Here is a 24733-nt window from a genome sequence, read left to right as displayed (position 1 = left end):
ACTAATGTTTGGTATCAGCTTCTCTGAACTGCTGCTCGTCGGCCTCGTGGCCTTGCTGGTATTGGGGCCGGAACGCCTGCCCGGAGCAGCGCGCACGGCCGGCCTGTGGATCGGGCGCCTGAAACGCAGTTTCAACGCCATCAAACAGGAAGTTGAACGGGAAATCGGCGCGGACGAGATTCGTCGGCAACTGCACAACGAGCACATTCTGTCGTTGGAACAGGAGGCGCGGAAGATTCTGTCGCCCGTGCAGGAGCCCGCCAAACCGGCGCAGCCTGTGGCCGAACACAGCATCGCGCCCGCCGCTGAAACCGCCCCCGTGGCAACGACCGCGCCAACCGAGCCTGCGCCGACGCCCGTTGCGTCGCCCGCGCCCCATGACCCTACATTGCCGCCGCGAGCCCCATGAGCGCTGATAAACCGGAAAACGACCAGCATATGCCGCTGGTCTCGCACCTCACTGAGCTGCGTACCCGCCTGCTGCGTTGCGTAGCGGCCATCTTCATCATATTTGCCGGGTTGTTCGCCTTTACCCAGCAGATCTACACCTTTGTCTCGACGCCACTGCGCCAGTACCTGCCGGCCGGCGCGACGATGATCGCCACCGATGTGTCGTCGCCATTCCTCACGCCGTTGAAGCTGACCATGATGGTGTCGCTGTTCCTGGCGATCCCGGTGATCCTGCACCAGATCTGGGGCTTTATAGCGCCGGGCCTTTACAAGCATGAGAAGCGCATCGCGGTGCCGTTGCTGGTGTCGAGCATCCTGCTGTTCTACACCGGCATGGCGTTCGCCTACTTCCTGGTGTTCCCGCTGATCTTCAAGTTCTTCGCCGCTGCCACCCCGGCCGGCGTGGAGATGATGACCGACATCACCAGCTACCTCGACTTCGTGATGACGTTGTTCTTCGCCTTTGGCGTGGCCTTCGAAATCCCGGTGGCCGTGGTGCTGCTGGTGTGGATCGGCGTGGTCAACGTGGCGTACCTGAAGAAGATCCGCCCCTACGTGATCATCGGCTGCTTCGTGGTCGGCATGATCCTCACGCCGCCGGATATCTTCTCCCAGACCCTGCTGGCCGTGCCGATGTGGATGCTGTTCGAAATTGGCATCCTGTTCAGCGGCTTGATCAGCAAGCGCGGCGAACACCCGGATGATCAACCCGCCGACGACGACCAGCCGCCAGCGACCCAGCCGTGAACCTGCTGCTGCTGGAAGAGGCCGATTTTATTACGGCTGACCGCGTGGTGCTGCGCGATCGACGCCTGGTGCATATGCAGGAAGTCCACCGCGCCGCCGTCGGCGACAGCCTGCGCGTCGGCCGTATCGGCGGACTGATGGGCAATGCGCAGTTGCTGCGCCTGGACGCCGGTGAAGCCGAGCTGCAAGTGAGCGTCGACCAGCCGCCACCGGCCAAACTGCCGCTGACCCTGTTGCTGGCCCTGCCGCGCCCGAAAATGCTGCGCCGGGTGCTGCAGACCGTGGCCGCCATGGGCGTGCCCAAGGTGGTGTTGGTCAACAGCTACCGGGTCGAAAAGAGCTTCTGGCAAACCCCATTCCTGGAGCCCGAGGCGATTCGCGAGCAACTGATCCTGGGCCTGGAACAGGCGCGGGACACGGTGCTGCCCGAGATCGTGATCGAAAAGCGCTTCAAACCGTTCGTCGAAGACCGCCTGCCGGCCATGACCGAAGGCACCCTGGGCCTGATCGGCCACCCCGGCGATTACCCGGCCTGCCCGCGTGGGCTGGCTGAGCCGGTGACCCTGGCGATTGGCCCGGAAGGCGGTTGGATCCCCTACGAAGTGGACTTGCTGGCCAAGGCCGGCATGCAGCCCGTGCAACTCGGCGCGCGCATCCTGCGCGTCGAAACCGCCGTCACAGCCTTGCTCGCTCGCCTCTTCTAACACCAAGCCCGCTCACTACAAAATCCTCATTTCCTACAGATATCTCCCCGACAGCCGATAGCCTTCGAATAAGTCCAAGCCTTGTTCCAGGGGAGTTTGCAGCATGTATCGATGGTTAGCCGAAAAGCTGGGGAATGTCAGTGTCAAAACCAAGCTGGGCGTGGGCTTCGGGCTGGTATTGCTGCTGACGCTGATGATCACGCTCACCGGCTGGACCGGGCTCTCCGGCGTGATCAGTCGCGGTGACAAACTGGGGTACATCGCCAGCCTCAACGACCTGAGCAAGGACTTGCGCATAGCCCGCCTGGATTTTGAAATGCGCCGTGGCGAGCAGGGTCCGACGGCGGTCAATGGTTTTCTCGGCCAACTGGAAAGCGGTCTGAAAACCGCACGGGCACTCATTGAGCAGCCCGCTGACATTGCCTTGATCGATGATCAACTCGCGGCGGTCGACCAGTACAAGCGCGCATTCGACGCCATGGTGCAGGCCGGTGCCAACCGGGAAAACGCCCGTAGCAAATTGGGCGATACGGCCGACAACGCAGTGGCCAAGGTGGGTGAGGTTGAAAAAGCCCTGCTGCAAGGTGACAGCGTCAGCCTGTTCAACAGCCTTGTCGATTTGAGCAAGTTGATCCAGCAAGCCCGCTTCCAGGTGCGTGGCTACACCTACAGCGGCAAGGTCGAGGCCGAGCAGCCAGCGCTGGACGCCATCGACAACGCCTTGAAGAAAATCACCACCCTCAATGGCCAGCTACCCGAGCAATATACAAACAACCTGCAACAGGCCAGCGTATCGCTGCAAGCCTACCGCGCCGCGGTGAGCCAATACCGTGACTCTCAGGTCGCCAGCGCCGGCGCCTTGAAAATCATGGCCAGCCAAGGCGATATACTGCTGGACCGCAGTAACAAACTGACTGCCTCGCAAACGGTCGTGCGCGATACCGATGCCGCACACGCCAAACAACTGTTGCTATTGGCCACCACACTCGCGCTGATCTTCGGCCTGGTCGCCGCGTGGGCCATCACCCGCCAGATCATCATCCCGCTGAACCAGACTCTCCAGGTGGCCGAGCGCGTGGCCTCGGGCGACCTGAGCCACAACCTGATCTCCCTGCGCCAGGACGAACTGGGCCAACTGCAACGGGCCATGCAAAGCATGACGGTCGGCCTGCGTGAACTGATTGGTGGTATCAGCGACGGCGTCACCCAAATTGCCAGCGCCGCCGAACAGCTGTCCGCCGTGACTGAGCAAACCAGCGCCGGGGTCAACAGCCAGAAGGTCGAGACCGACCAGGTCGCCACTGCCATGAACGAAATGGCCGCCACCGTGCAGGAAGTGGCGCGCAACGCCGAGGAAGCCTCCGAAGCCGCCGTGGCCGCAGACCAGCAAGCCCGTGAAGGCGACAAAGTGGTCGGCGAAGCCATCGCTCAGATCGAACGCCTGGCCACGGAAGTCGGCAACTCCACCGTCGCCATGGGCGACCTGAAGCGCGAAAGCGACAAGATCGGCAGCGTGCTCGACGTGATCAAGTCGGTGGCCCAGCAAACCAACCTGCTGGCCCTCAACGCCGCGATTGAAGCCGCGCGCGCCGGTGAAGCCGGGCGTGGCTTTGCGGTGGTGGCCGATGAAGTGCGCAGCCTGGCCCAACGTACGCAGAAGTCCACCGAAGAGATCGAAGAGCTGATTGTCGGCCTGCAAAACGGTACCCAACAGGTGGCGACCATCATGGATAACAGCCGTGGCCTGACCGACAGCAGCGTTGAACTGACCCGCCGTGCCGGCAGCGCCTTGGCGAACATCACCCGCACGGTCTCGACCATCCAGGCAATGAACTCGCAGATCGCCACCGCCGCCGAGCAACAAAGCGCCGTGGCTGAAGAGATCAATCGCAGCGTACTGAACGTGCGCGATGTGTCGGAACAAACCTCTTCGGCCAGTGAAGAAACCGCCGCGTCCAGTGCTGAACTGGCACGCCTGGGCATCTACTTGCAGACGCTGGTCGGACGTTTCCGTATCTGATCGGTCCTACGCGGCGGCCAGTCGAGGCCGCCGCAACTTGTGAAACTTCCTACGCAGTTATCAGCCCGCCATCACCCCGAATCGATTTAGCGTTGGTCTACGCGCTTTTTCAGATTTGGAGGTTCACCATGTTTCCTCGGCTGACTCGCTTGCTGGTCAACGCCAGCGTCCGTCTCAAACTCGCCCTGGGCTTTGGCCAGGTGCTGGTCCTCAGCCTCGTCATCGCCATGACCGGCTGGCAGGCCCTGAATGACGTACTTCTGCGCTCAAGCAACTTGTCGACACTGGGCCAACTGGCGGCTGTCGCGGAGGCCATGCGCGCCGACCGTATCGTGTACCGCACCCTCACGGACACCGCCAGCCTGAGCAAGATGGCGCAACAGATTGAAACCATCGACCAGCATCTGCGCGATCTGGCAAACCACCTGGAGGACCCGGCCGAACTGCGGCGCGTCCAGGAAGCGGAACGCCTGGTGGCCAGTTTCAAAGCCGCGCTCGTCGAACTGCCGCCCTTGATCGAACGGCGCAACAACACCCGCCCCCCGCTCCACGCGATCGCGCTGCAGGCCAGCGACACCCTCGCGCAGCTGGCCAGCGAACTGCCTGACCAGCAAGACCAGCAAGCACTGGATGCGATTGAAAACCTGCGCCAAGTCATGGAGCAGGCCGAGGATCGCGCCCAGAGTCCCGCCTGGGCGGCCGAAACGTTGCAAGCCTACGCCGACGCCGTCAACAACACCCTCGACGCCCTGGACGTTGCTCAGGCCGCCGTGACCCGCCTGCCCGTGGATTCGGCCCTGCTCAAAACCGACCTGGCGAACTATCGCACGCGCCTCCTCACACTCAAGGAAGCCCAGCTCACCACGGAGACCGTACAGAACCGATTTGAACAACAACTCAACCAGTTGCTGGAACACAATGAGTGGCTGAGCCAAAGCCAAACCGCCAAGCGCGACAGTGAGGCTGGGCAAACCCGCAGATTGCTCGCGGGGGTCACGGCGGCCGCGTTGTTACTGGGTGCCTTCGCCGCTTGGTGGATCGCCCGGCAGATCGCTGTTCCGCTGCGAGAAATCCTCACCGCCGCCCACCGTGTCGCCGACGGCGACTTGAGCCACGACATCCCGGTGGAACGGCGCGACGAACTGGGCCAATTGCAGCAAAGCATCGGGCAAATGACCCGCAACCTGCGCAGCCTGATCAGCAGTATTAGCGACAGCGCCCGGCAGATCGCCAGCGCCGCCACGCAGCTCTCAGCCGTCACCGAGCAGACCCGCGCCGGGATCAATGATCAGAAAGACGAAACAGACCAGATGGCCACAGCGATGAATGAAATGCTCGCCACCGCCCAAGAAGTCGCACGACATGCCGAACACGCGTCGGCGGCGGCCAATGAGGCCGATCAACAAGCCACCGCCGGGGACAAGGTGGTCGGGCAGGCGGTGGAGCAGATAGGCCATCTGGCCCATGAAATGGCGCGCTCCAGCCAGGCGATGATTGCATTGCAACGCGAGAGCCAAAAAATCGGAGGTGTGCTGGACGTCATCAAGTCGGTGTCTCAGCAGACCAATCTGCTGGCCCTGAACGCGGCCATTGAAGCAGCACGTGCGGGTACGGCTGGCGAAGGGTTTGCCGTAGTCGCCGATGAAGTCCGCAGCCTCGCCTTGCGCACGCAGGCGTCCGCTGAAGAAATCGAGGGCCTGATCTGCGGCCTGCACACCGGCACCCAACAGGTGGCAGACATTATGGACGGCAGCCGCGCGTTGACCGACAACAGTGTCGACCTGAGCCGCGATGCAGGCGGTGCATTGGCAGCCATTATCCGTACGGTCTCGATCATCCAGGAAATGAACCCGCAGATCGCCGCTGCCGCCGAGCAACAAAGTGCCGTGGCCGAGGAAATAAATCGCAGCGTGATGAAAGTGCGGGACGTGTCGGAGCAAACCGCGGCCGCCAGCGAGGAAACGGCGGTGGCCAGTGTTCAGTTGAAGCGGTTGAGCCTGGACCTGCAGACACTGGTCGACAGGTTCCGGCTCTGACCTGTGGCGTGCGACATCAGAGGACTTGGCGCAGGAACGCCTGGGCCCTAGGGTCTTTGGGCGCAGCGAAGAACTCGGCCGGGGCCGCGTCTTCCAACAACTTGCCATGGTCGAAAAACAGCACGCGGTCGGCCACTTCACGGGCAAAGCCCATTTCGTGGGTGACGCAGACCATGGTCATGCCTTCCAGGGCCAGGGTCTTCATCACGTCCAGCACCTCGCCGACCATTTCCGGGTCGAGCGCGGAAGTGGGCTCATCAAAGAGCATCACCTTGGGCTCCATCGCCAGGGCTCGGGCAATCGCGACCCGCTGTTGCTGGCCCCCGGACAAGCGGGATGGAAATTCATTGGCCTTTTGCGCGATACCGACCTTCTCCAGCAGCGCCAGGGCCTTGGCCTCACGCTCCTGCTTGCCGCGCTTGCGCACGACTTTCTGCGCCAGGCACAGGTTTTCCAGCACAGTCATGTGAGGGAACAGGTTGAAGTGCTGGAACACCATGCCAACTTCACGGCGGTAGGCGTTGACGTCGGTTTTCGGATCAGCCAGTTGCAGGCCGTCGATGCTGACCGAGCCGGAGTCGAACTCCTCAAGGCCATTAAGGCAACGCAGGAAGGTCGACTTGCCGGAGCCCGACGGGCCGATCACCACCAGCACTTCGCCCTTGGCCACCTGGGTGGTGACGTGGTCCACCGCGCGCACCACTTGGCCGCGGGTGTCGAAGACTTTTACCAGATCGCGGACTTCAATCACTTTGCGCGAGCCTCCGCTCAAGCCGACTGGCGATTTTCGACAGCGGCAGGTTGATCAGCAGGTACAGGCCTGCGACGCAGAACAGGATTTCAAACGGCGAGAACGAAGTGGTGATCACCTCGCGGCCGCTCTTGAGCAGTTCGGTAATCGCGATCACCGACACCAGGGAAGTGTCCTTTACCAGGCTGATAAATTGCCCGGCCAACGGCGGCAGCACGCGCTTGAACGCCTGCGGCAATACCACATGGCGCATCGACTGGCTGGCGCTCAGACCCAGGGAGCGAGCGGCTTCGTTTTGGCCACGGGTGATGGACTGCACGCCAGCGCGCACGATTTCCGCCACATACGCGCCAGTGAACAGCGACAGCGCGGCGATCCCGGCGAATTCCCGGGACAGGTTGAGTACCGTGCCGATAAAGAAATAGAAAATGAAGATTTGCACCAACAGCGGCGTGCCGCGCACCAGTTCGACGTAGATCGTCGACAGATCGCGCAGGGTCGGGTTATTGGACAGCCGGCACAAGCCGGTCGCCAGCCCGATCGCCAGCCCGAGGATGCCGGATACCACCGACAGCCACAGCGTGGTCCACAACCCCCACATCAACGGGCCCAACGCCCAATGCCGAGTCACGCCCACCACGTCGCCTTCGGCCACATCGTCGCCACGCGCCACTTGCAGGCTGTTGTCGGCAACGGTCAGCTTTTGCTCGGCACCCGCGTCGCTGCGCAGGGTCACTTCAGCCACATCGCCTTTGCGCACCAACTCGACAACCGTGGAGATGTCGGCGGCACGCTGGGACGTCTCAGCCTGGTAGACGAAGTATTGCGGCACGCGGTTCCAACGCCACTCGTAGGACATCAGCGAGGTGGCGTAGTACAAGGCGCCAGCCAGGCCGACCAGCACGACCACGGTCAGCAGGTGCCAGGGCCATTGGGCTTTTTTCTGTTTCATTTCACTTTCCGGGGGTGTGTATCGCCTGGCAGGCCGCCATCGCGGGCAAGCCCGCTCCCACATTTTGATTTGTGAACACCGTTAAATGTGGGAGCTGGCTTGCCTGCGATGCAGGCAACTCGGTCTTGAGACCTTATTCCATATCCTTGAGCCACTCGGAGCTCTTGAACCACTTGTCATGGATACGATCGTAGGTGCCGTCGTTGCGGATCTGGTGCAGGAAGTTGTTGATGAAGTTGATGCTGTCGTAGTCGCCTTTTTTCAGGCCAAACGCCAGGGGTTCGAAAGTGAACGGTTCTTCGAGGAACACCAGCTTGCCGTTACCGACTTTCTTCTCGGCAACCACGTTGTACGGTGCGTCATACACAAAGGCATCGGCCTTGCCGTTGACCACGTCCAGCACGCCTTCCTGCTCGTTGTCGTAGCCGTGGTACTTGGCCTTGGAGATCAGCTTCTTGGCGACCATCTCGCCCGTGGTACCCAGCTTGGAGGTCAGGCGGTATTTCTCGTCGTTCAGGTCTTTGTAGGACTTGATGGTGCCTTCCAGCTCCTTGCGAATCAGCAGGGTCTGGCCGACCACGATGAAGGGTTCGCTGAAGTTCAGGCGCAGGTTGCGTTCCTGGGTCAGGGTCATGCCGCTGCCGATCATGTCGAACTTGCCGGTCAGGAAGGCCGGGATGATGCCGTCATAGCCAGTGGATACCAGCTCCAGCTTGACGCCCATGGACTTGGCCATGGCCTTGAGGATGTCGACTTCGAAGCCGATGATTTCACCGCGCTTGTCGGTCATTTCGAACGGCATGTAGGTCGGGTCCATGCCGACTTTCAGCGTACCGCGCTTGACCGCATCATCGATTGCGCCGGCCTGGGCCGCGTTGGCCGCGACCAGCGCGGTGACGCCAAGCAGCAGCATCGAAAGATACTTCTTCATCATCAAGTCCCCTGAACGAATCTTGTAAGGTCGGCGCGCAAAAGGGCTGCACCATTTCGGGGTGCGATCCTAACCCACTCGCCTCCCGCCACAAAGGTTTCACGGCTATTTGTTATCGGCGTATGTCGGAAAAACCCCGCAACGCTACGGCAAAGTGCACGCATAGACACTTGGGCAGAGCGCAGCAGTAACGGATTGATGTGTAAAGAGTTATGACTTTCAGTCGATTTCCGCCATCCAGGCCGTTTCCTTAAACCACTTGTCGTGCAAGCGATCGTAGGTCCCATCCTGGGCAACCTGGTTGAGGAAGTGGTTGATCCAGTTGAGGCTATCGAAATCGCCTTTCTTCAAGCCGAATGCCAGGGGCTCAAAGGTGAAGGGTTGCTCAAGCGCCAGCAGCGCGCTGTTTTCCGGGCGACTCAAGGCGAGGAGGTTGTAGGGTGCGTCATGAATAAAGGCATCGGCCTTGCCTTGCACCACTTGGCGCACGCCCTCTTCCGGCGTTACAAAACTGCTGAGCCGGGCCGCCCCCAGAAACCGTCGCGCCGCTGACTCGCCGGTGGTGCCTTCGGCGGTAGCGATTCGGTAGCTGGCGTCGTCCAGGTCTTCGACACTGGCGACCTTGCCCATGAGACGTGGATGCAACAACACTGACTGCCCGACCACGATGAACGAATCGCTGAAGTTCAGCTTAATGTTGCGTTCCTGGGTGACGGTCATACCGCTGCCGATCAGGTCGAATTTTTTCGCCTGCAACCCCTCCACCAACTCGTTGTAAGGCACTGCAACCAATTCAAGATCAACCCCCAAGGCTTGGCTCATGACCTTGAGCAGGTCGATTTCAAAACCGACGATGCGCCCTTGTTTGTCGGTCATTTCAAAGGGCATGTAAGTGGGCGTGGTGCCGACTTTCAGCACACCGCGTCGAACCGCGTCGTCAATCGCGCCTGCCTGTGCCAGGCCTATGTGAATCAATGCGACAGCGCCTATCAGCAGCGCCGAACAATAGCCTTTGCTCATGAATACCCCAGTGGCCGAGTCAAATCCGGGGGGCGATGCTAACTCAGCCACGGGCACGGCAATACGCCTCGGACGAGGGTCTTTTGTTTCGAAATAACAGGAGGTTAACGAGAGAGGGAAAAGCTTGGAAACGCTGTAGGAGCAGCGCTTCGAACGCCCCCGAGGTGAGCCCTCGGGGGGGTCTGAATCAGGCCGGTTGGGCCTGGGACGACAGCGGTTGCAGGGGTAGCAACGGCGCGTGCGGATCGGCCTTGATCGAGTCCCGCCAGGCGGCGAGCCACTCGGCATGGCCTTCGCTCCACACCTGCTCGTGCAGGCGAGCCAGGGCTACCGGGTCGCTGAGCAATGCCACGCGTTCGCCGTTGTTAAGGCCGGCTGGGCCGACTTTCAACGCATGACGCACACGCTCGATACGCAGGTACTCAATCGGCTCGGCCTCACGGTGACGCGAGGTCGCCAGGGCACACGCCAGGGCGTTTTGCTGTGGATCAACCACCGAGCGCACAAAGCCGTCGTTCAGCGCGTGCCAACGGTTTTCGTGGGTGTACTGCTCGGTCGACAGCAACGCCTGCGGCGGATTGTATTCCTCAGGGATCAGGAACAGGCTCTCGTCGCGGGACTTGAGGCCCAGGTTGACCCGACTGGAAATCACCGACACCGGAATCGACAGCATCAACGAGCCGACGATCGGCACCAGCCACCACAGGAAGCTTGGATTCAACCACACCACCAGCAGGGCCCAGAGGAAGCCGAGCAAGGTCTGCGTACCGTGGCGTTTGAATGCTTCACCCCAGGTGGTCGAGTCGTCATCACGCTTGGGCGAGTTCCATGTCGCGGCCCAGCCGAGGAACGCGGCAAGCACGAAACGGGTGTGAAAAATCATCCGCACCGGCGCCAGCAGCATGGAGAACAGCATCTCCAGCAGCATCGACATCGTCACCTTGAACTTGCCACCGAACTCTTTCGCGCCCTTGGCCCAGATCAAAATGATGCTCAGCAGCTTGGGCAGGAACAGCAGCACGATGGTGGTGGAGAACAACGCCACCGCCTTGTCCGGATGCCATTGCGGCCACAGCGGGTACAACTGGCGTGGCGCCATGAAGTACTGCGGCTCCATCAGCGTGTTCACCGCCAGCAGCGCCGTGGACAACACCAGGAACAGGAACCACAACGGCGCCGACAGGTAGGACATCACGCCGGTCAGGAACACCGCGCGGTGCACCGGGTGCATGCCTTTAACCAGGAACAGGCGGAAGTTCATCAGGTTACCGTGGCACCAGCGACGGTCACGTTTGAGTTCGTCCAGCAGGTTCGGCGGCAGTTCTTCGTAGCTGCCCGGAAGGTCGTAGGCAATCCACACGCCCCAGCCGGCACGGCGCATCAGCGCTGCTTCAACGAAGTCATGGGACAGAATCGAACCGGCGAACGCGCCCTTACCTGGCAATGGCGCCAAGGCGCAGTGCTCGATAAACGGCTTCATGCGGATGATCGCGTTGTGACCCCAGTAGTGGGATTCACCCAGCTGCCAGAAGTGCAGGCCGGCGGTGAACAGCGGGCCATAAACACGGGTAGCGAACTGCTGCATGCGCGCATACAGGGTGTCCATGCCCGACGCACGTGGCGCGGTCTGGATAATCCCGGCATCCGGCGTGGCTTCCATCAAGCGCACCAGGCTGGTCAGGCATTCGCCGCTCATCACGCTATCAGCGTCAAGCACGACCATGTATTTGTAGTCACCGCCCCAACGACGGCAGAAGTCGTCGAGGTTGCCGCTCTTGCGCTTTACGCGACGGCGGCGACGGCGATAGAAGATCTTGCCGAAACCACCGGCTTCGCGGCACACGTCGAGCCAGGCTTGCTGTTCGGCGATGCAGATGTCGGCGTCATTACTGTCGCTGAGCACGAAGAAGTCGAAGCGATCCAGGTCACCGGTGGCGGCGACCGACTCGAACGTAGCGCGCAGACCGGCAAATACCCGGGGCACGTCTTCGTTGCAGATCGGCATCACCAGCGCGGTGCGGGCGTCTTTCGGAATCGGCTCATCACCGGCACTTTTACCGGAGATGCGGTATTTATCGTGGCCAGTGAGCAGTTCCAGGAAGCCCATCAACGCGGTCCAGAAACCGGCCGACACCCAGCAGAACAAGATCCCGAACATGATCAGGATGCTGGTTTGCAGGGCGTAAGGCAGCACCTGGGTAGCGGTTTGCAGCAGGGTCTGGTTGCGGATCTCGTCGAAGTCAACGAGCGACCAGCCCTGGTAAGGCATGATGCCTTTCATGTACCAGCCGGCCACGATGGTTTGGCCGAGCATCAGCACCAGCAGGATGTAACGGCGGATCGAACCGACGGTACGCCAGCGGGCGGCCGGAAGTACGCGTTCATCCTTCGGCGGTGTCGGCGGATTGCTGCGGCCGGTGATACGGCGCCAGCCGCGCACCAGGATATTGGTGCGCCACGGCTCCGGAACCACACGGGTACGACGGATCGGCGGCGTGGCCTTGAGGCACACGCGACCGCTGGCGTCGAGCGCCAGCATTTCGGCGTCTTGCAGCTCTTCGGCAGTGTTGAGGGTCAACCGGCGGCCAACCGACGCCTGGGCGGCGTCGATGGGCGCGTCGAACGTCGACGATGACAAGCGCTCGTGCAACTCGGTGAAGGATGTGCAGCCCGCCAGTTCGGCGCGCTGCTCAGCGGTCATCGGTAGATGCGCCAGGTACTCGGACAGAGTCTCGGGCGTGGCTTGAGAATTACTCATCGGCAGGCAACTGATAGCTCCAGGTTTCGGTCAGGACTTGTTCTGTCTTGATCGGCTCCGGTGTGGCTGGGGCAGCTTCTGGCTGCTTGGCTTCCTTGTCTTTCGCGTCTTTCTTGGCCTGTTTCTCGTGTTGCTTGGCCAGGACCTTGTCGGCCTTGAGCACGTGGCTCGAGTCCTGCTCAGGGGCAGGCGGGGCAACATCCTGCACCAGCGCTGCACGCATTTCGGTCGGCTTGCCTGCGTCCTTGATCTTCATGCGCAGGGTCAGACGCCAGCCTTTGGTGTGCTCGTTGTAGCGCACGCTGTTTTCAACCAGTTCGGCGTTGTCGCTGACACTGACTTGGCTGCGAACCGCGGCATCCGACGGCAAAGCCTTGAGGGACGGGCCCTCGAAGTCCACCAGGTACGCCACGCTGCCATCCGGCTGGCGGATCAGGTTGGATTGCTTCACGTCACCGGTGGAACGCAGGGTCTGCTTGACCCAGGCGCTGTCGGCCGGGTGCAAGGCTTTTTCGTCCATGGTCCAGTGCAGGCGGTAGGAAACGTCCAGCGGCTTGCCGACTTCCGGCAGTTCCGCAGGGCTCCAGAACGCAACGATGTTGTCGTTGGTTTCATCGGCAGTCGGAATCTCTACCAAGTTGACGGTGCCTTTGCCCCAGTCGCCCTCAGGCTCGATCCAGGCGCTTGGGCGCTTGTCGTAGTTATCGTCAAGGTCTTCGTAGTGGCTGAAGTCGCGACCACGTTGCAGCAGGCCGAAACCTTTCGGGTTCTCGACGGTGAAGTTGCTGACCGACAGGTGTTTAGGGTTGTTCAGTGGGCGCCAGATCCACTCGCCGTTACCGGCATGGATCGACAGGCCGCTGGAATCGTGGAGCTCACGACGGTAGTTGAGCACTTTGGACGGCTGGTTCGCGCCGAACAGGTACATGCTGGTCAACGGGGCAACGCCCAGCTTGCTGACCTTGTCGCGCAGGAACATCTGGGATTTCACATCGACAATGGTGTCGGTGCCCGGACGCAGGATCAGGCGATAAGCGCCGGTTGCCCGTGGCGAGTCCAGCAGGGCAAAGATCACCAGCTGTTTTTCACCCGGCTTTGGACGCTCGATCCAGAACTCGGTGAAACGCGGGAATTCTTCGCCGGAAGGCAATGCAGTGTCGATCGCCATGCCGCGGGCAGACAGGCCATAGGCCTGACCTTTGCCGACCACGCGGAAGTAGCTGGCGCCCAGCATGGTCATGATTTCGTCTTGCTTGTCGCCCTTGTTGATCGGGTACAGCACACGGAAGCCGGCATAACCCAGCTGTTCAGTGGCTTTAGGATCAAACTTCACGTCGCCGAAATCGAAACGCGTCGGGTCGTATTTGATTTCCTGGACGCTGTCGGCGGTGACTTCATTGATTTTCACCGGTGTATCGAAGTGCATACCCTGGTGATAGAAGGACAGCTTGAACGGGGTGTTCTGATCGGCCCACTCGGCTTTTTCGTTGCGGAAACGAATTTTCTGGTAGTCCGCGAATTTCATTTCGCGGAATTCGTTCGGCAGATTGCTGCGCGGAGCTTCGTATTTCTGCCCGGCCAGCTCTTTCGCCTTGGCCGACACATCATCCAGACTGAATGCCCACAGTTGACCCGCGCCGAACAGGCAAAACAGGGCAGAGCCCGTTACCAGTGCGTTTCGTAACCGTTTGGCAGACAATTTTGGTGCATTACAGGGACTAACAATCACGAGCAACCCTCGCCGAAAACAGATCAAAAAACCAACGGCCAGCTATCTATATGCCAGGTTGGCGAGCATTGTTCCGACTCCCTCAGGGCAAAATGATTCCCCATGGGTTGTCGGACAAGTCTCTACCTAAGTCAAAATGGACCAAACAACGCTGATCCCCGTAGCGCGCGATTATCTAGTAGGCCGCGAAACAACGCATCAGGGATAACGAAGTATTTGTAGCGAAACACTGCGTTTTTAGGCATTAAAAGTCGTTTTTAATACATTCACGTCTGCAAGAGGAAGGTGACAGGCCCGTCATTGACCAAATGCACCTGCATATCGGCGCCAAAACGCCCAGACGCCACCTTGCCATGCAATTGTTGCGCTTGTAACAGCAAGTGATCAAAAAGCGCCGCTCCCAGGGCCGGCGGGGCCGCTGTGGAGAAGCTCGGCCGCAGCCCGCTCTTGGTATCCGCCGCCAGGGTGAACTGCGACACCAGCAGCAACCCACCGCCGATGTCCTTCAATGACAGGTTCATCTTGCCTTCATGGTCGCTGAACACCCGGTAGTTCAGCAGCTTATGCAGCAATTTATCGGCGCTCTCGGGGGTATCTGAAGGTTCGACGGCCACCAGCACCAGCAAACCCTGATCGATTGCGCCGACGACTTCGCCCGCCACCTCTACGCGGGCGCTACGCACCCGTTGCAACAGGCCCTTCATGCTTCTTCTGGCGGCAGGTCGAGCAAGCGCCGTGCCATTTCGCTGGTCGCACGCACCAACGCATCGGTGATCCCGGGTTCGGACGCCGCATGACCGGCCTCGCGAATCACCTGCAGTTCACTGTTGGGCCAGGCCTGGTGCAGCTCCCAGGCATTATCCAATGGGCAAATCATATCGTAGCGCCCATGAATGATGACGCCAGGCAGATGAGCGATCTTGTGCATATCACGGATCAGCTGATTAGGCTCCAGGAAGGAGTTGTTGGTGAAGTAGTGGCACTCGATCCGCGCAATGGACAGGGCGCGCTGCGGCTCGGAAAACCGCTCGACGTGCTGCGGGCTCGGGCACAGGCCGAGCATGCGCCCTTCCCAGCCGGACCAGGCTTTGGCCGCGTGCATCTGGGCGATCTGGTCGTTGCCGGTGAGGCGCTTATGGTAGGCCGCGATCATGTCGTGGCGCTCTTCCGGTGGGATCGGCGCGATGTAATCCTGCCAGTAATCCGGGAACAGCCGGCTCGCACCGGCCTGGTAGAACCATTCGATATCCTGCGGGCGGGCCAGGAATATGCCACGCACGATCAGGCCAAGCACGCGCTCCGGGTGGGTTTGCGCGTAGGCCAGGGCCAGGGTCGAGCCCCAGGAACCACCGAACAGCACCCATTTGTCGATGCCCAAATGCTCACGGATGCGCTCTAGGTCGGCGACCAGGTCCCAGGTCGTGTTGTTTTCCAGGCTGGCGCGCGGGGTGGAGCGCCCGCAGCCACGCTGGTCGAAGGTGACAATGCGGTACAGGTTCGGGTCGAAATAGCAGCGGCTCTGGGCATCACAGCCGGCACCTGGGCCACCATGGATGAAGACGACGGGCAAGCCTTCGGGGGAGCCACTTTCATCGACGTACAGCGTGTGGGTGTCATCGACTGCCAGATCGTGCCGGGCGTAGGGTTTGATCTGCGGGTACCAAGTCTGCATTGCGCGCTCCGTAAGGGGTCGGGTTCATCCCTGGGGGGACGTCTTTTATTCTGCCGTCTGGCACTATAAACCCGAATTGTGCAATGAGCATGTCCTTGCGCGCTTAGACCTGTGTCAGCCCTTCTCTCTCCAGGTACTGCAACAGACAATCGTAGAGCTGATCCACCTCCGGCGCCTGCCGCCGCGCCCGCAGGCAGCCGTGGACCAGGCCTTTTCCTGGATAAAGTACGCTGGCCACGCCCGCCGCTTGCAGGCGTTCGGCGTAGAGCAGGCCGTCGTCACGCAGTGGGTCGAACTGGGCCACGGCAATGAATGCCTTGGGCAAACCGCTGAGATCTTCGGCCAACAGCGGCATGGCGTAGGCCGACGGCTTGCCACTGCCCCGCAGGTACAGCGCCAGATAGCCCTCGGCGTCGGCGCTGCTGAGCAGCGGGGCGTCCATGCAGTCGCGGCGCGACGGCAGGTCGGATGGGCCACCCAGGCCCGGATAGATCAACACTTGGGCGAGAGGCAACGGTTGCCGATCATCGCGCAGCCCCAGGCATAACGCCGCTGCCAGATTGCCGCCTGCGCTGTCACCGATCACCACCAGCTGTTGCAGATTGATAACGTGCGGGCCCTGCCCCGCCTGGATCGCCTGCCACACCGCACGGCAATCTTCGTAAGCTGCCGGAAAAGGGTGCTCAGGCGCCAACCGGTAATCGATGGCGATCACCAACACCTGCAGAGCGCTGGCGAGTTCGAAGCAGATGAAATCGTGGGAATCCAGGCCGCCGACGACCCAGCCGCCACCGTGTATATATAGAAGGCACGGCCAGCCCTCAGCCGGTGCAGGTGACGCGGGGAGATAACTGCGAACGCCTACACCGGCCAATGCATAGGCCGAGACTTGCAGCCCTTCAGGCTTTGGCGGGGTGAAGGCTTGGCACATGCGATGGTAACTCTGGCGCAAGCCCGCCAGCGATGAGTCGTTGCTGGTGAAGGACTCGGTCTTGGCGACGAACGCAGCAAGCGGTGGAGAAATCGGATACATGCGCAAATATCCCTAAACGGTGGGAGCGGTGCAGGTTCTCAAAGCTCCAGGCTGGCTTGTACAGCTGCCACTGCGTCCGAACCATCAAACGCCGTGACCCCGACCAGCCAACGCTGCAGGTCCTCGGGATGATCGCGCAACCATTGCCGGGCCACGTCCTGGGGCGATTCGCGCTCCATGATCGGCACCATCAACTGGCTTTCCTGAGCGGCCGTGAAGGTGAGGTTTGCCAACAAACGGTTGGCGTTGGGGCAACGTTCGGCAAAGTCTGGCGCAGTGACGGTAGAGACGGTGGCGCGGCCTTCGTCGGGGCCGAACACATCTTCACTGCCAGTGAGGTAAGCCATTTTCATGTTGATGTTCATCGGGTGCGGCGTCCAACCGACAAAGACCACGAACTCCTTGCGATTCACCGCCCGCTGTACCGCCGCCAGCATCCCCGCTTCGCCAGAGGCAATCAGCTTGAAGCCGCCCAGGCCAAAGCGGTTGGTGTCGATCATTTTCTGGATATCGGTATTCGCACCACTGCCGGGCTCGATGCCATAGAGCTTGCCGCCCAGTTTGTCCTTGAAGCGAGCAATGTCGGCAAAGGTCTTCAGGCCGGCATCCGCTACGTATTGCGGCACGGCCAGGGTGGCCTGGGCGTCGGTGAGGCTGGGTTTGTCGAAGACTTTGACCTGCTTGGCCGCCAGGAACGGCGCGATGTTGTTGTCCATCGCCGGTTTCCAGTAGCCGAGGAAGATATCCAGGCGCTTGTCGCGGATGCCGGCAAAGATGATCTGCTGCACGGCGCTGGTTTGTTTGCTGTCGTAGCCCAGGCCGCTGAGCAGCACGTCCGCCATGCCGGAAGTGGCGACCACGTCAGTCCAACTGACCACGCCCATGCGGATGTTTTTGCAGGACGCCGGTTCGGCGGCCATGGCGTTGGCACTGATCAATAGGGCGCTGGTGACGGTCAACAACAGTCTTTTCATGGATAAGGGCTCACTCGGCTGTTTTTGATGCACAACCCTACCCAGTGAAGCCTTGGTTGACGCGACCTGTGGCGACCGGCAATTGCACTGCGGCGACTGTAAGGCTATTGCTGCAACACCGAAAATTTACCGGTAATGCGCTTGCCCCCAAGCCAGGAGCCCTTCCAGCAGTTGCTTCAACACCACCCGCGTCGGCTCGGCCAAATCCGGGCGATAGCGGAACGGTTCGAACTCCTCCATATAGGTGCTTTGGCACAACTCCAACTGCACGGCGTGAATATCCTGCGCCGGATCACCGTAATGCCGAGTGATATGCCCGCCCTTGAAACGGCCATTGAGTACATGGGTGTATTGCGGATGTTGGGCGCAGATGGCTTCCAACTGGCTGGCCAGATCGGGATCACAGGCCGCACCGTTGAACGTGCCGAGGTTGAAGTCCGGCAGCTTGCCTTCGAACAGGTGCGGGATGACCGAGCGAATCGAGTGCGCATCAAACAGCAAGGCGTAGCCGAACTCGGCCTTGAGTCGCGCCAGCTCCTCTTGCAGCGTGCGGTGATACGGGCCCCAGACCTTTTGCAGGTAACTGGCGCGCTCCGCCTCGCTCGGTTCCAATCCTTCGCGGAACAATGGCACGCCATCAAACAACGTCGCCGGGTACAGGCCGGTGGTGGCGCCTGCGTACAACGGTTTGTCGTCGGACGGCCGGTTCAAATCGATGACAAACCGCGAGTACTCCGCCGCCAGGGTGCTGGCGCCCAGCTCTTCGGCAAAGTCATAAAGCGTGGGGATGTGCCAATCGGTATCCGGCAGGCTTTGCGCCTCGGGGATCAACCCGGCCTCGACGGCGGGCGTCAGGCGCAGGCCGGCGTGGGGCATGCTGATCAGCAGCGGCACGCGGCCTTGTTTGAAGTTCAGAACCTTATCCACAGTAGCAGTACTCCTTATACGGTGACATCGACGCCGTGGCGCACGACGCGTTTATCCAGCTCGCCGCCCAGCCAGTAAGCCAGGTCGGCGGGACGATCAATCTGCCAGGCAACAAAATCCGCGACCTTGCCCGCTTCCAGGGAACCATGGGTGTCGCCCATGCCCAATGCGGTGGCCGCGTGTTGCGTGGCGCCGGCCAATGCTTCTTCAGGAGTCATGCGAAACAGCGTGCAGGCCATATTCAGCATCAAGCGCACCGACAGCGCCGGCGAAGTGCCGGGGTTGAGGTCGCTGGCGATGGCAATTTTCACGCCGTGCTTGCGCAGGGCCTCCATGGGCGGCAATTGGGTTTCACGCAGGAAGTAGAACGCGCCTGGCAGCAATACCGCGACGGTGCCGGAGGCGGCCATGGCGATGGCGTCGTCTTCGGTCATGAACTCCAGGTGGTCCGCCGACAACGCGTGGTAACGCGCAGCCAGGCTGGAGCCGTGCAGCGACGAGAGTTGCTCGGCGTGCAGCTTCACCGGCAGGCCAAGTTGCTGGGCGACTTTGAACACGCGCTCCACCTGCTCGGTGGAAAACGCCAGGTATTCGCAGAACGCATCCACCGCATCTACCAGCCCTTCTGCCGCCAAGGCCGGCAGCATCTCGGCGCAGATGTGGTCGATGTAGTCGTCGGCGCGGTCCTTGTACTCCGGCGGCAACGCATGAGCCGCCAGGCACGTGGCACGCACGCTGACCGGCAGCGCTTCGCCGAGGCGACGGGCGACCCGCAGCATTTTGCGTTCGTTGACCAAGTCCAGGCCATAGCCGGACTTGATCTCTACCGTAGTGACGCCGTCGCGCAGCAAACTGCGCAAGCGCTTGTGGGCGCTGGCGAACAGTTCATCCTCGGTCGCGGCACGAGTGGCACGCACGGTGCTGGCAATGCCACCGCCCTTGGCCGCGATCTCGGCGTAGCTCACGCCTTCGAGGCGCTGCTCGAATTCGCCGCTGCGGTTACCGCCAAACACCGTGTGGGTATGGCAGTCGATCAGGCCGGGGGTGACCCACGCGCCTTGCAGGTCATGCACCTGGGCGTAATCCGCCGTGGGTACTTGGCTGCGGGGGCCGATCCACTGGATGAGCGAGCCGGCAGTCACCATGGCGGCATCCTCGATGATCGAGTACTTGCCCTGGGCCATGGTTGCGACGTGGCAGTGTTGCCAAAGCGTTTTCATCAACGCCTCCCTAAGTTATCGATGAGACAAAGCCGCGTCGTAGTGGACCTTGGCCGCTTGCCCTGCCGAAGGTTTGACCCACAGCAGGTACGCGACGACCAGCAACACGATCCACACGGCACCGACCAGCAAGGCGGCCTGGGTGTCCGGGAAGTAACCCAGCACGCCAAACACGAACAGCATGAAGACGATGGCGGCCGCTGGCGCGTAGGGCCAGAACGGCACCGGGAATTTCAGCTCGGCGACCTGTTCTTTCGTCATCGAGCGGCGCATGGCGACTTGGGTGAACAGGATCATCAGCCACACCCAAACAGTGGCGAAGGTAGCAATCGAGGCAATCACCAGAAACACGTTTTCCGGGATCAGGTAGTTGAGCACCACGCCGCCCAGCAGTGCCGCGCCCATCACCAGCACGGTCATCCACGGCACGCCGTGCTTGGACAATTGTGCAAAACCCTTGGGCGCCTGCCCTTGCTGGGCCAGGCCGTACATCATGCGGCCGGCGCCAAAAATGTCACTGTTGATGGCCGAGACTGCCGCCGAAATCACCACAATATTGAGGATGGTCGCCGCCGAGCCGATCCCCAGGTTGCTGAAGATCTGCACGAACGGGCTGCCCTGACTGCCAATCTGCGGCCACGGGTAGATGGCCATCAGCACAAACAGGGTGAGCACGTAGAACAACAGGATGCGCAGCGGTACCGCGTTGATCGCCTTGGGGATCACACGTTGCGGATCCTTGGCTTCGCCGGCGGTGATGCCGATGATTTCGATGCCGCCAAAGGCGAACATCACCACTGCGAACGAGGCGATCAGGCCGCCGATGCCATTAGGCATGAAGCCGCCGTGGGCCCACAGGTTGCTGAGGCCGCTGGCCTGGGTTTCACCGGAAGAATGGATGCCGAACAGCATGATGCCGAAGCCGCCGAGGATCATCGCGACAATCGCGCCGACCTTGAGCAGCGACAGCCAGAACTCCATTTCGCCAAACACTTTGACGTTGCACAGGTTCAGGCCGCCGATCAGAAACACGATGCCGAGCACCCAGACCCAGCGCGCAACCTCGGGAAACCAGAAGCCCATGTAGATGCCGAACGCGGTCACATCGGCCAGGCACACGATGATCATTTCAAAGGCATAGGTCCAGCCCAGGATAAACCCGGCCATGGGGCCCAGGTAGGTGCTGGCGTACTGGCCGAAGGAGCCAGACACTGGGTTGTGCACGGCCATCTCGCCGAGGGCGCGCATCACCATGAACACGGCGGCGCCGCCGATCAAGTAGGCCAGCAGCACGGCGGGGCCCGCCATCTGGATCGCAGAGGCAGAGCCATAGAACAGCCCGGTACCAATCGCGGAACCGAGTGCCATGAAGCGAATATGTCGGGCGCTGAGCCCGCGTTTCAAACCCTTTTCTTGCTGGTGCATTTCTCGTCCTTAATTATTTTTATCCTGAGAAAAATCCGAACCTGGCGCCTGACAACTGTAGTGAGCGGGCTTGCCCCGCGCTGGGCTGCGAAGCAGCCCCAAAACCTGCCTCGCGTTCTGTCTGAAGACATGCGGTGGCCACTTCAGGGCTGCTGCGCAGCCCAGCGCGGGGCAAGCCCGCTCACTACAAGGTGTTGCGGTTACAGGCTCGGCAGGAGATTGGCCGGCACCAGCTCATTCAGGCAGCGAGTGGCGAGCAATTCGCTGGCGGCGTTGATGTCCGGGGCGAAGAATCGGTCCTTGTCATAGAACGCCACTTTGTCGCGCAGAATTCCGCGCGCCTTTTCCAACTTCGGCGAGGTTTTCAGGCCTTCGCGCAGGTCCAGGCCCTGGCAGGCTGCCAGCCATTCCACGGCGAGAACGCCACGCGTATTCTCAGCCATCTCCCACAGACGCTTGCCGGCAGCCGGTGCCATGGACACATGGTCTTCCTGGTTGGCAGAAGTCGGCAGGCTGTCGACACTGTGCGGGTGAGCCAGCGCCTTGTTCTCGCTGGCGAGTGCGGCGGCAGTCACCTGGGCGATCATGAAGCCGGAGTTGACCCCACCATTGCCCACCAGGAACGGCGGCAATTGCGACATGTGCTTGTCCATCATCAACGAGATACGGCGCTCGCTCAGCGAACCGATTTCAGCGATGGCCAGCGCCATATTATCGGCAGCCATAGCAACAGGTTCGGCGTGGAAGTTGCCGCCCGAGATCACGTCGCCTTCGGCTGCAAACACCAGCGGGTTATCCGACACGGCGTTGGCTTCCACCACCAGCACTTCAGCTGCCTGGCGGAACTGGGTCAGGCAAGCGCCCATGACTTGGGGCTGGCAGCGCAGGGAGTACGGGTCCTGCACCTTGTCGCAGTTCTGGTGCGACTGCGAAACCTGGCTGCTTTCGCCCAGCAGGTCACGGTAGGCCGCTGCTGAATCGATCTGCCCACGCTGGCCACGTGCGGCATGAATACGTGCGTCGAACGGCGAGCGCGAACCGAGTACCGCTTCCACGGTGAGGGCGCCGCACGCCAGGGCGCCGGCGAACAGGTCTTCGCCTTCAAACAACCCACGCAAGGCATAGGCGGTGGACACCTGAGTGCCGTTGAGCAAAGCCAGGCCTTCCTTGGCGGCGAGGGTCAACGGCGTGAGGCCGGCGACTTTCAGCGCGTCGGTGGCTTCCAGCCATTCGCCCTTGTAGCGCGCCTTGCCTTCGCCCAGTAGCACCAGGGACATGTGCGCCAACGGCGCCAGGTCGCCGGACGCACCGACCGAACCTTTCAACGGAATATGCGGATACACCTCGGCGTTGATCAGCGCGATCAGCGCGTCGATCACTTGGCGGCGGATCCCGGAGAACCCACGGCTCAGGCTGTTGACCTTGAGCACCATGACCAGCCGCACCAGCGCATCGCTGATCGGCTCACCCACACCGGCGGCGTGGGACAGCACGAGGGAGCGCTGGAGGTTTTCCAAGTCTTCGCTGGCGATGCGGGTCGAGGCGAGCAGGCCGAAGCCGGTGTTGATGCCATAGGCGGTGCGGTTCTCGGCAAGAATCTGCTCCACGCAGGCAACGCTGGCTTCGATCTGCGCCGTGGCGCTTTCATCCAGGCTGAGGGTTACCGGCTGCTGGTAGATGGCCCGCAGTTGGGCAAGGCTCAGTTGGCCTGGAATCAGGTTTAGCGCAGTCACATTCATACTCCTTGTGAATTGTTCTTTTGAATAAAGTGTTCAGTGCAAATTAGGGAAAGCGGTGTCGTTGATCAGTTGGGCAGCGCTCGCAATGTCCGGCGCCAGCCAACGGTCCTGCTCATAAGCAGGTACAACTTCACGCAGCAGGCGCCAGGCGCGGTCAGTGCCTGCACCGAAACGCTGGTCTTTGAGGAACTCATACGCCTGGGCCGCCAGCAAGTACTCGATGGCAAGGATCTGCGTCACGTTGGCCAACACTTGGTGCAGCTTGAGCGCGGCGTTGGTGCCCATGCTCAGGTGGTCTTCCTGCAGGCCCGAGGTGACGAAGTTGTCGAGCACCGCCGGTTGCGCCAGTTGGCGGTTTTGCCCGCACAGCGAGGCGGCGACGTACTGCACGATCATCATCCCGGAGTTGACCCCGGGGTTGCTGACCAGGAACGCCGGCAAGCCACTGACATGCGGGTTGATCAGGCGGTCCAGGCGGCGTTCGGCCACCGAGCCGATTTCGGCCATGGCAATGGCGAGCATGTCTGCCGCCAATGCGACGGATTGGCCGTGGGGATTGGCCTGGGACACCACGCGGTAGTGGTCCGGCGTGCCGAGCAGCAGTGGGTTGTCGGTGGCGCTGTTGAGTTCAGTCTCAATCTGCCGCGTGGCGTGCTCCACCTGGTCACGCGCCGCGCCGTGGATTTGCGGGATTGAGCGGATGCTCAGTGCGTCCTGGGTGCGAATACCACGGCTGCTGGCGATCACTTCGCTGCCATCAAGCAAGGCGCGCAGGTTGCTGCCCACGTGTTGCATGCCGGGGTGCGGCTTGAGCGCGATGATTTCTTCATCAAACGCATCGATCTGACCACGTTGGGCCTCAAAACTCATGGCGCCGATCACGTCGGCCCATTGCAGCAAGTGATGCGCGTCGGCCAGGGCCAGGCAGCTCAGCCCGGTCATGCATGGCGTGCCGTTGACCAGGCACAGGCCGTCTTTGGCGCCAAGCACCACCGACTGCAAACCTTCAGCAGCCAGGGCTTCTTGCGCCGACACTATCTGGCCGCAATAGCTCACCGTGCCAACACCCAGCAAGGCCACGCCGACGTGGGCCATATGGGTCAGGTAACCCACCGAACCCTGGGACGGCACTTGCGGTGTGATGCCGTGGTTGAGCAACGCCAGCAGCGAATGCACCACCTGCGGATGCAGGCCGGACTTGCCGTGGCTGTAGTTGATGACGGCGGCGCAGATGATCGCGCGCGTTTGTTCATCGCTGAGCACCGGGCCGACGCCACAGGCATGGCTGAGCAGGGTATTGCGCGACAGCTGGCTGAGTTGCTCGCCTTTGAGCGACACATTGCACAGCGCGCCCAGGCCGGTGTTCACCCCATAGGCGCGCTCGCCGCTGGTAACGATGCGCTGCACGATGGCCTGGGCATTGTCGATGCGCGCCCAGGCTTGGCCCGAGAGTTCGAGCACGGCGCCGTGGCGGGCCACGGCGACCACGTCCTGCCAGCGCAGGGGGGCGTCGGCGATGATGATTTTTGCTGCCTGGGACATCTTCATACCTTCTTTAATTCTTGTGCAGCTTTGCCGGCCTCTTCGCGAGCAAGCCCGCTCCCACATTTGAACTGCGTGAACCCAGTCAAATGTGGGAGCTGGC

The 24733-nt window shown here is 61.5% G+C and carries 20 protein-coding genes and 1 pseudogene; 6 read left to right on the top strand and 15 right to left on the bottom strand.

Features of this window, described 5'->3' with window-relative positions; all coding sequences use genetic code 11:
* The first annotated feature begins 4 nt into the window (after window positions 1-4).
* The 6 genes and pseudogenes from tatB (at window position 5) to HU722_RS02810 (ending at window position 5957) form a co-directional block, all read left to right on the top strand.
* A complete protein-coding gene (gene tatB, locus HU722_RS02830) occupies window positions 5-409 on the top strand; it encodes a Sec-independent protein translocase protein TatB (RefSeq protein WP_065875745.1) in 405 nt (134 codons plus the stop codon).
* Complete coding sequence (tatC, locus tag HU722_RS02825) at window positions 406-1197, top strand: twin-arginine translocase subunit TatC (RefSeq protein WP_049710428.1); 792 nt, start codon at window positions 406-408, stop codon at window positions 1195-1197. Before tatB ends, tatC begins: the two co-directional genes overlap by 4 nt.
* Window positions 1194-1901, top strand: a complete 708-nt coding sequence (locus HU722_RS02820; protein WP_065879819.1) for a 16S rRNA (uracil(1498)-N(3))-methyltransferase — start codon at window positions 1194-1196, stop codon at window positions 1899-1901. Before tatC ends, HU722_RS02820 begins: the two co-directional genes overlap by 4 nt.
* Before the next feature lie 103 nt (window positions 1902-2004).
* Window positions 2005-3063 (top strand): annotated as a pseudogene (locus HU722_RS29135) (methyl-accepting chemotaxis protein); the annotation flags it as partial.
* Complete coding sequence (locus tag HU722_RS29130) at window positions 3049-3921, top strand: methyl-accepting chemotaxis protein (protein ID WP_371905321.1); 873 nt, start codon at window positions 3049-3051, stop codon at window positions 3919-3921. The pseudogene HU722_RS29135 and the gene HU722_RS29130, both read left to right, overlap by 15 nt.
* Before the next feature lie 128 nt (window positions 3922-4049).
* A complete protein-coding gene (locus tag HU722_RS02810; RefSeq protein WP_065875748.1) occupies window positions 4050-5957 on the top strand; it encodes a methyl-accepting chemotaxis protein in 1908 nt (635 codons plus the stop codon).
* A gap of 16 nt (window positions 5958-5973) precedes the next feature.
* Here HU722_RS02810 and HU722_RS02805 read toward each other — a convergent pair whose 3' ends face one another.
* The 15 genes from HU722_RS02805 to HU722_RS02735 form a co-directional block, all read right to left on the bottom strand.
* Window positions 5974-6708, bottom strand: a complete 735-nt coding sequence (locus tag HU722_RS02805) for an amino acid ABC transporter ATP-binding protein (RefSeq protein ID WP_049710432.1) — start codon at window positions 6706-6708, stop codon at window positions 5974-5976.
* Window positions 6701-7660: an amino acid ABC transporter permease gene (locus HU722_RS02800; RefSeq protein ID WP_065879817.1), complete on the bottom strand. Its 960-nt coding sequence runs from the start codon at window positions 7658-7660 to the stop codon at window positions 6701-6703. Before HU722_RS02800 ends, HU722_RS02805 begins: the two co-directional genes overlap by 8 nt.
* A gap of 133 nt (window positions 7661-7793) precedes the next feature.
* Window positions 7794-8591 (bottom strand): transporter substrate-binding domain-containing protein, encoded by a 798-nt coding sequence (locus HU722_RS02795; protein WP_058423699.1) that lies wholly within the window; start codon window positions 8589-8591, stop codon window positions 7794-7796.
* A 219-nt stretch (window positions 8592-8810) separates the two neighbouring features.
* Window positions 8811-9611: a transporter substrate-binding domain-containing protein gene (locus tag HU722_RS02790; protein ID WP_065889154.1), complete on the bottom strand. Its 801-nt coding sequence runs from the start codon at window positions 9609-9611 to the stop codon at window positions 8811-8813.
* A gap of 187 nt (window positions 9612-9798) precedes the next feature.
* Window positions 9799-12369, bottom strand: a complete 2571-nt coding sequence (gene mdoH, locus HU722_RS02785; protein WP_065875753.1) for a glucans biosynthesis glucosyltransferase MdoH — start codon at window positions 12367-12369, stop codon at window positions 9799-9801.
* Window positions 12362-14098 carry a glucan biosynthesis protein G gene (locus tag HU722_RS02780; RefSeq protein ID WP_065875909.1) on the bottom strand — a complete coding sequence of 579 codons (1737 nt, stop codon included), beginning with the start codon at window positions 14096-14098 and terminating at the stop codon, window positions 12362-12364. The genes mdoH and HU722_RS02780 overlap by 8 nt, the downstream gene beginning before the upstream one ends.
* A gap of 266 nt (window positions 14099-14364) precedes the next feature.
* Entirely contained in the window at window positions 14365-14802 is a 438-nt protein-coding gene (gene dtd / locus HU722_RS02775; protein ID WP_065875754.1) for a D-aminoacyl-tRNA deacylase, read from the bottom strand.
* Window positions 14799-15770: a prolyl aminopeptidase gene (pip, locus tag HU722_RS02770; RefSeq protein WP_049710438.1), complete on the bottom strand. Its 972-nt coding sequence runs from the start codon at window positions 15768-15770 to the stop codon at window positions 14799-14801. Before pip ends, dtd begins: the two co-directional genes overlap by 4 nt.
* A gap of 103 nt (window positions 15771-15873) precedes the next feature.
* Entirely contained in the window at window positions 15874-16803 is a 930-nt protein-coding gene (locus tag HU722_RS02765) for an alpha/beta hydrolase (RefSeq protein ID WP_065875755.1), read from the bottom strand.
* A gap of 38 nt (window positions 16804-16841) precedes the next feature.
* Window positions 16842-17777, bottom strand: coding sequence for a choline ABC transporter substrate-binding protein (locus HU722_RS02760; RefSeq protein WP_065875756.1), 936 nt, complete (start codon window positions 17775-17777; stop codon window positions 16842-16844).
* Window positions 17778-17903: 126 nt separating this feature from the next.
* On the bottom strand, window positions 17904-18704 hold the full coding sequence (hutG, locus tag HU722_RS02755) for an N-formylglutamate deformylase (RefSeq protein ID WP_065875757.1): 801 nt from the start codon (window positions 18702-18704) through the stop codon (window positions 17904-17906).
* 14 nt (window positions 18705-18718) lie between these two features.
* Window positions 18719-19924 (bottom strand): imidazolonepropionase, encoded by a 1206-nt coding sequence (gene hutI / locus HU722_RS02750; protein ID WP_065875758.1) that lies wholly within the window; start codon window positions 19922-19924, stop codon window positions 18719-18721.
* Window positions 19925-19939: 15 nt separating this feature from the next.
* Entirely contained in the window at window positions 19940-21349 is a 1410-nt protein-coding gene (locus tag HU722_RS02745) for an amino acid permease (RefSeq protein WP_065910800.1), read from the bottom strand.
* Between the two features lie 200 nt (window positions 21350-21549).
* On the bottom strand, window positions 21550-23088 hold the full coding sequence (hutH, locus tag HU722_RS02740; RefSeq protein ID WP_139113254.1) for a histidine ammonia-lyase: 1539 nt from the start codon (window positions 23086-23088) through the stop codon (window positions 21550-21552).
* Window positions 23089-23121: 33 nt separating this feature from the next.
* Entirely contained in the window at window positions 23122-24630 is a 1509-nt protein-coding gene (locus tag HU722_RS02735; protein WP_065889169.1) for an HAL/PAL/TAL family ammonia-lyase, read from the bottom strand.
* Between the last annotated feature and the right edge of the window lie 103 nt (window positions 24631-24733).

It is taken from the genome of Pseudomonas tritici (assembly GCF_014268275.3).
Taxonomy (GTDB): domain Bacteria; phylum Pseudomonadota; class Gammaproteobacteria; order Pseudomonadales; family Pseudomonadaceae; genus Aquipseudomonas; species Aquipseudomonas tritici.
Note: the sequence above shows the minus strand (reverse complement) of the source record. Positions and strands in the feature narration are given on the sequence as shown.

Coding starts and splice junctions, on each gene's coding strand:
- tatB (WP_065875745.1), top strand. CDS start 5: ATGTTTGGTATCAGCTTCTCTGAACTGCTGCTCGTCGGCCTCGTGGCC.
- tatC (WP_049710428.1), top strand. CDS start 406: ATGAGCGCTGATAAACCGGAAAACGACCAGCATATGCCGCTGGTCTCG.
- HU722_RS29130 (WP_371905321.1), top strand. CDS start 3,049: ATGCAAAGCATGACGGTCGGCCTGCGTGAACTGATTGGTGGTATCAGC.
- HU722_RS02810 (WP_065875748.1), top strand. CDS start 4,050: ATGTTTCCTCGGCTGACTCGCTTGCTGGTCAACGCCAGCGTCCGTCTC.
- HU722_RS02800 (WP_065879817.1), bottom strand. CDS start 7,660: ATGAAACAGAAAAAAGCCCAATGGCCCTGGCACCTGCTGACCGTGGTC.
- HU722_RS02795 (WP_058423699.1), bottom strand. CDS start 8,591: ATGAAGAAGTATCTTTCGATGCTGCTGCTTGGCGTCACCGCGCTGGTC.
- HU722_RS02790 (WP_065889154.1), bottom strand. CDS start 9,611: ATGAGCAAAGGCTATTGTTCGGCGCTGCTGATAGGCGCTGTCGCATTG.
- mdoH (WP_065875753.1), bottom strand. CDS start 12,369: ATGAGTAATTCTCAAGCCACGCCCGAGACTCTGTCCGAGTACCTGGCG.
- dtd (WP_065875754.1), bottom strand. CDS start 14,802: ATGAAGGGCCTGTTGCAACGGGTGCGTAGCGCCCGCGTAGAGGTGGCG.
- pip (WP_049710438.1), bottom strand. CDS start 15,770: ATGCAGACTTGGTACCCGCAGATCAAACCCTACGCCCGGCACGATCTG.
- HU722_RS02765 (WP_065875755.1), bottom strand. CDS start 16,803: ATGTATCCGATTTCTCCACCGCTTGCTGCGTTCGTCGCCAAGACCGAG.
- HU722_RS02760 (WP_065875756.1), bottom strand. CDS start 17,777: ATGAAAAGACTGTTGTTGACCGTCACCAGCGCCCTATTGATCAGTGCC.
- hutI (WP_065875758.1), bottom strand. CDS start 19,924: ATGAAAACGCTTTGGCAACACTGCCACGTCGCAACCATGGCCCAGGGC.
- HU722_RS02745 (WP_065910800.1), bottom strand. CDS start 21,349: ATGCACCAGCAAGAAAAGGGTTTGAAACGCGGGCTCAGCGCCCGACAT.
- hutH (WP_139113254.1), bottom strand. CDS start 23,088: ATGAATGTGACTGCGCTAAACCTGATTCCAGGCCAACTGAGCCTTGCC.
- HU722_RS02735 (WP_065889169.1), bottom strand. CDS start 24,630: ATGTCCCAGGCAGCAAAAATCATCATCGCCGACGCCCCCCTGCGCTGG.